4 protein-coding genes are annotated in these 4,322 nt (G+C 72.3%); 3 read left to right on the top strand and 1 reads right to left on the bottom strand.

Annotated features, from left to right (window positions below; translation table 11 throughout):
• Window positions 1–2,155, top strand: a 2,155-nt coding sequence (locus tag Q2100_RS29985) for an ATP-binding protein (protein WP_302916947.1), incomplete at its 5' end; no start/stop codon positions are given.
• 4 nt (window positions 2,156–2,159) lie between these two features.
• Here Q2100_RS29985 and Q2100_RS29980 read toward each other — a convergent pair.
• The gene (locus tag Q2100_RS29980) at window positions 2,160–3,254 is read right to left on the bottom strand and encodes a nitroreductase/quinone reductase family protein (RefSeq protein ID WP_302916946.1); all 1,095 of its coding nucleotides are present in this window, start codon (window positions 3,252–3,254) and stop codon (window positions 2,160–2,162) included.
• Window positions 3,255–3,411: 157 nt separating this feature from the next.
• On the opposite strand from Q2100_RS29980, the gene Q2100_RS29975 reads away from it, so the two are divergent.
• Both Q2100_RS29975 and Q2100_RS29970 read left to right on the top strand, forming a co-directional pair.
• A complete protein-coding gene (locus Q2100_RS29975; protein WP_302916945.1) occupies window positions 3,412–4,026 on the top strand; it encodes a hypothetical protein in 615 nt (204 codons plus the stop codon).
• A 90-nt stretch (window positions 4,027–4,116) separates the two neighbouring features.
• On the top strand, window positions 4,117–4,322 hold a 206-nt coding region (locus tag Q2100_RS29970), incomplete at its 3' end, for a hypothetical protein (RefSeq protein WP_302916944.1).

The following is a 4,322-nucleotide window of genomic DNA, read 5'->3' as shown; positions in this document are numbered from 1 at the left end:
GGGCGACGAGCTGGCCGCGGCGGCCGACGGGCACGGCAGCGCCACGCTGATCGTCGGCGAGAGCGGCATCGGCAAGACCGCCCTGGCCGCCGAGATCGCCCGCACTGCGGAGAGTTCGGGGGCGGCGACGATCTGGATCGGGCACCGGGCGGCGGCCGACCTGTCGCCGTCATGGACGTGGAACCAGGTGCTGCGCGAGCTCGCCGGACGCACCGGCGCCCCGGTCCATCAGGCCGCGCCGCCCGCCGACGGCGACCGCCGGATGGCCGAGGCGATGGCCGCAGCCGTCGCCGCCCTGGTGCGGGAGCCGACCGTCGTGGTCCTCGACGACGTCCACCTCGCCGACCCGCTGAGCCGCGACACGCTCGCGGTACTCACCGGCGCACTCCCCCGGCTACCGCTGCTGGTGCTCGCCACGTGGCAGCACGGCGATCCCGCACGCCCTGGCCTCGAGCTGTCGCGGCTGCTCGCCGGGGCCGACCTGCGCTCGGTGTGGCTGCACGGCCTCGACGCCGAACGCACCGCCGAGCTGGTCGAGCATCTGAGCGGCGTTGCGCCCACCGGCGCGGTGGCCGACCAGCTGGTCGCGCGGACCGGCGGAAACCCGTTGTACCTCACCGAACTCACCCGGCTGCTGATGGAGCGCCGCCAGCTCGACGGGGTGACCGCGGCGCTGTCCGACGACGGCGTCCCGCCCGCCGTCACCGGCGTCATCGCAGGCCGGATGGCCGCGCTGCCGGCGGACACCGCGAGCGCACTGAACGCCGCGGCGGTACTGGGCCTCGAGGTGTCGTCGACCCGCGTCGGCGCGGTGCTCGGCGTCGCGCCGGACGTCGTGGAGGACCGGCTGGCGGCGGCGGTCAACGCCGGTGTGGTGGTGCCCGAACAGCCCGGCCGCTACCGCTTCAGCCACGGCATCGTCCGGGACGCCGTCATCGGCCGCCTCGACCCCGGCGACCGCAGCCGGCTGCACGCCGACATCTCCCGGGTGCTGCTCACCGACGCAGGCGCACTCGACGAGGACGCCGTCGCGGGAGCCGACCACGCCTGGCGGGCGGGGGTCCGGCTGGACGCTGAAGCCGCGCTGACACTGCTGGCGCGGGCCGCCACCACGGCATGGAGCCGGTCGGCCTACCGGGAGGTGGCCGAGCTCAGCCGGCGCGGCCTTCAGGTGTGCGGGCGGCTGCCCGACGGTCCGGACCGGCTGCGGCAGGAGGCCGACCTGTGGCTGCAGCTGGCGTCGGCCGAGGCGGTGGTGACGGGCCAGACCTCGGCCGAGGTGTCCGCGGCGTTGCGGCGGTCCCACGAGATCGGTTCGCAGATCGGGCATGTGGCCGTCGAGCGGGCGCTGCGCTGCCTGGAGGCCTGCGGGGCGGGCCGGTACCGCGAGGGCGCGGTGATGGCCGACGGGCTGATCGAGCTGTACACCGACACCGGTGACGCGGTCGCCGGATCGGCCGGGTACTACCTGCGCGGGCTGACCGATTTCGCGGCGGGCGACGTCGACGGCTGCCTCGACCGCATCGAGACGCTGCTGCACGAACTCCCGGCGGTGGACTGGCGCCGCCACGGTCACATGGCCACCTTCGACGTCCGCGGTTACGGCGTCGCGGCGTGGGCGCATGCACTGCGCGGTGAGCCGGAGCGGGCACGAGCACTCGTGGCGACCGGCCTGGAGCTGGCCGAGGGCCGCAACGACACCTTCGGGGCGGCGATCCTACTCACCTCGCAGCTGCAGGTCGACGCGATCCGCGGCAGCCATGCCTGGCTCGCCGAACAGGCCGAGTCGACGGTCGAGCGGCTGACCGGGTGGGGGTTCGATCAGCTGGCGGGTACGGCGCGGATCATCGGCGGCTGGGCCCGCGCGCTGGGGCCTGCGGGCGAGGACACCGCCGAGGAGATGCGCGACGCGATCGCCACCCATTCCCGCGACGGGACACGCATCTTCCTGCCGCTGTACTACGCGCTGCTGGCCGACGTGCAGGCCGCGCGCGGCGACGTCTCCGGCGGTCGGGCGACGCTCAACCGGGCCGAGCTCACAGCGTTCGCCACGGGTGAGCGGGTGTGGGACGCCCAGCTGTCCGGACGCCTCGCCGCGCTGCGGCAGCGTCGCGACCACGGCCGCGCCGACGACGCCGGGCGGATCGCCGAGTAGCGCGTCAGTTCAGCCGGATGGCCACCGGGATCCCAGTATCGAACCAGTACCGGTGCAGGCGCCGGATCTTGCTGCGCGTGGGCATGCCGCGAAGGTGCAACAGGCACTCCCCGTAGTCAAACGGGTAGACGGTGTCGCAGATCGCCGCGCGGGCGCGGGCGAGGTCCGGCTCGTCGGTGATCTCGGCGGCCACGCCGCCGAAGGTGCCGTCGCCGATCCGCAGTCGAACCCTGGGATCGGCGCGCATGTTGAGCACCCAGGCCTGCACCGCATCCGGTCTGCTGACAGCGAGGTGCGGCGGCCGCAGCGCGACCAGGTATACGCGGTCACCCCGCCGGATCACCCGCACGCATTTGCTCCGGGGTATCCCGGTTCGGCGGCCGGTAGTGGTGAGCACCCCGTAGCCGGCCGGTGGCCGACGTTCCAGCAGCGGCAACATCGCAGCGCTGAGTAGCCGGCCGTCGCGGCCTGTGCGCAGCAGTCGCCGGTGCGAGGACACCTCGGCGAGCGCTGCGTCCCTGACCGACAGGGGCGGCGCAGAACCGGCCGTGCTGCCCGGGGCCGAGCCGTCGCCGGGGCGCTCCCCCACACGCGCGGCGACCACATAGCCGCCCGCAGCAATCAGCAGTGCGAACTTGGTCGAGGCCGCCAGGTGGGCGCGGCGCGCGTTGACTGCAATCCGGCTGCCGCTCAACACCTTCAGGAGCGACAGGCCTTCGACGGCGTCACCCGCCACGGCGCCCGCCACCATCAGCAGCGGTGTCGGCGAGTGGCCCAGCATCCGCCGCGCACGGTCGACGTGCAGGCCGACGAAGACGCCGTAGGTGGCCATGTAGCCGAAGTCCAGCCACAGGGACGTCCGCGCCGCGCGCCGGCCTCGGGGACCCCAACGAGTCATGATGCTTTCGGCGCGGGCAGCGGTGCGCGCCAACTCGAACGGGATGATTCCCGGCCCGCCGGTCCCGCGCAGCCGCCGCTCGAGGACCAGCATCAGCGCGGTGTAGCCGAGGAAGGCGATCGTTGAGTCGCGGATTCTCGCGCCACGTATTCCCGTGAGCGGCGCCGGATGATGCGGGGGTTCTCTCGGGGTGTCGGTCACGTCAGTCCCATGTTCGATGCCTACCGAATGTTAAGGCTGTGCGCCGCCGACGTGCCGCAGAAGCCCCGAAGTCGTGATCGGTAGTGAGCTCGCGCCGAGAGGCTCTGTCATGCATCCCGGCCGGACCCGTCGGGACGGGAAACCATGAGAGGAAGACATGAAAGCGACCCGCATCGGAATCGCCGTCACCACAGCCGTTCTTGCGATCTCCGCACTGAGCGGCTGCTCGAAGGCCACCGAGATCAGGGACGTCGCTGCCCAGGCGGCCGAGCAGGTCGTCACCTCGGGCACCGAGAAGATCACCCAGGCCGCAGCGGGCGGCGACCTGTTCACCGCCGAAGGCATCGACGCGGCCTACGCGGCGGTCTCGGAAAAGGTCGGCGCCGATCCGATGCAGGTGGTGGAGGTGACGATCATCTCCGGCGTCCTCACCGTCCAGGCCATCGACCCGAACGCCCCGACCGAGCTCAACCAGTGGAGCTACACCGCAGGCGTGGTCGGGCCGTCGCGCCCCGTCGACTACGGCGACGATGTCGAAGCGCTCGGCGAGAACCTGTTCTCCGTGAACGAGGTCGAGACGGGCGCCATCGCCGCGGCCGTCGACGGCGCGGTGACGATGAGCGCGATCCAGGGCGGCGAGGTGCAGAGCGTCATCATCAAGCGGAACATCCCGTTCGACCCGAGCGTGACCATGTTCATCAATGTCGAGGGCGAACGCAGCAGCAAGCAGGTGCGCGCCGACGTCTCGGGCACCATCACCGACGTCGTCTGAGCGCTACACGACAATGGTCACGAGCCCGAAGGTTCGTGACCGTTGTCAGTTGCGGGATCCCCACTGCGAGGGCGAATCGACCAGGACGCGGTGACCGCAGTGGACGCGAGGCAATCCGCCACCGCTCGCTACGCGAACGCGTTCACGTGGACCACGTCGCGCCGGGACGCGCAGGCGGTGGCGAGCGGCCGCACCGCGTCCCCGACACGACGACGGCCCCCGGTTTTCCGGGGGCCGTCGTCGGATGGGTGGTGTTACTTGACGCTGACGGTGACCGTCGGGCTGAAGGTGGAGTT

Source organism: Mycolicibacterium arseniciresistens (assembly GCF_030519285.1).
Classification (GTDB): domain Bacteria; phylum Actinomycetota; class Actinomycetes; order Mycobacteriales; family Mycobacteriaceae; genus Mycobacterium; species Mycobacterium arseniciresistens.
This window is presented reverse-complemented; position numbering and strand designations above follow the sequence as displayed.

Bases quoted from the DNA above. Each gene is read 5' to 3' on its own strand.
- Q2100_RS29975 (WP_302916945.1), top strand. From the start codon at position 3,412: ATGAAAGCGACCCGCATCGGAATCGCCGTCACCACAGCCGTTCTTGCG.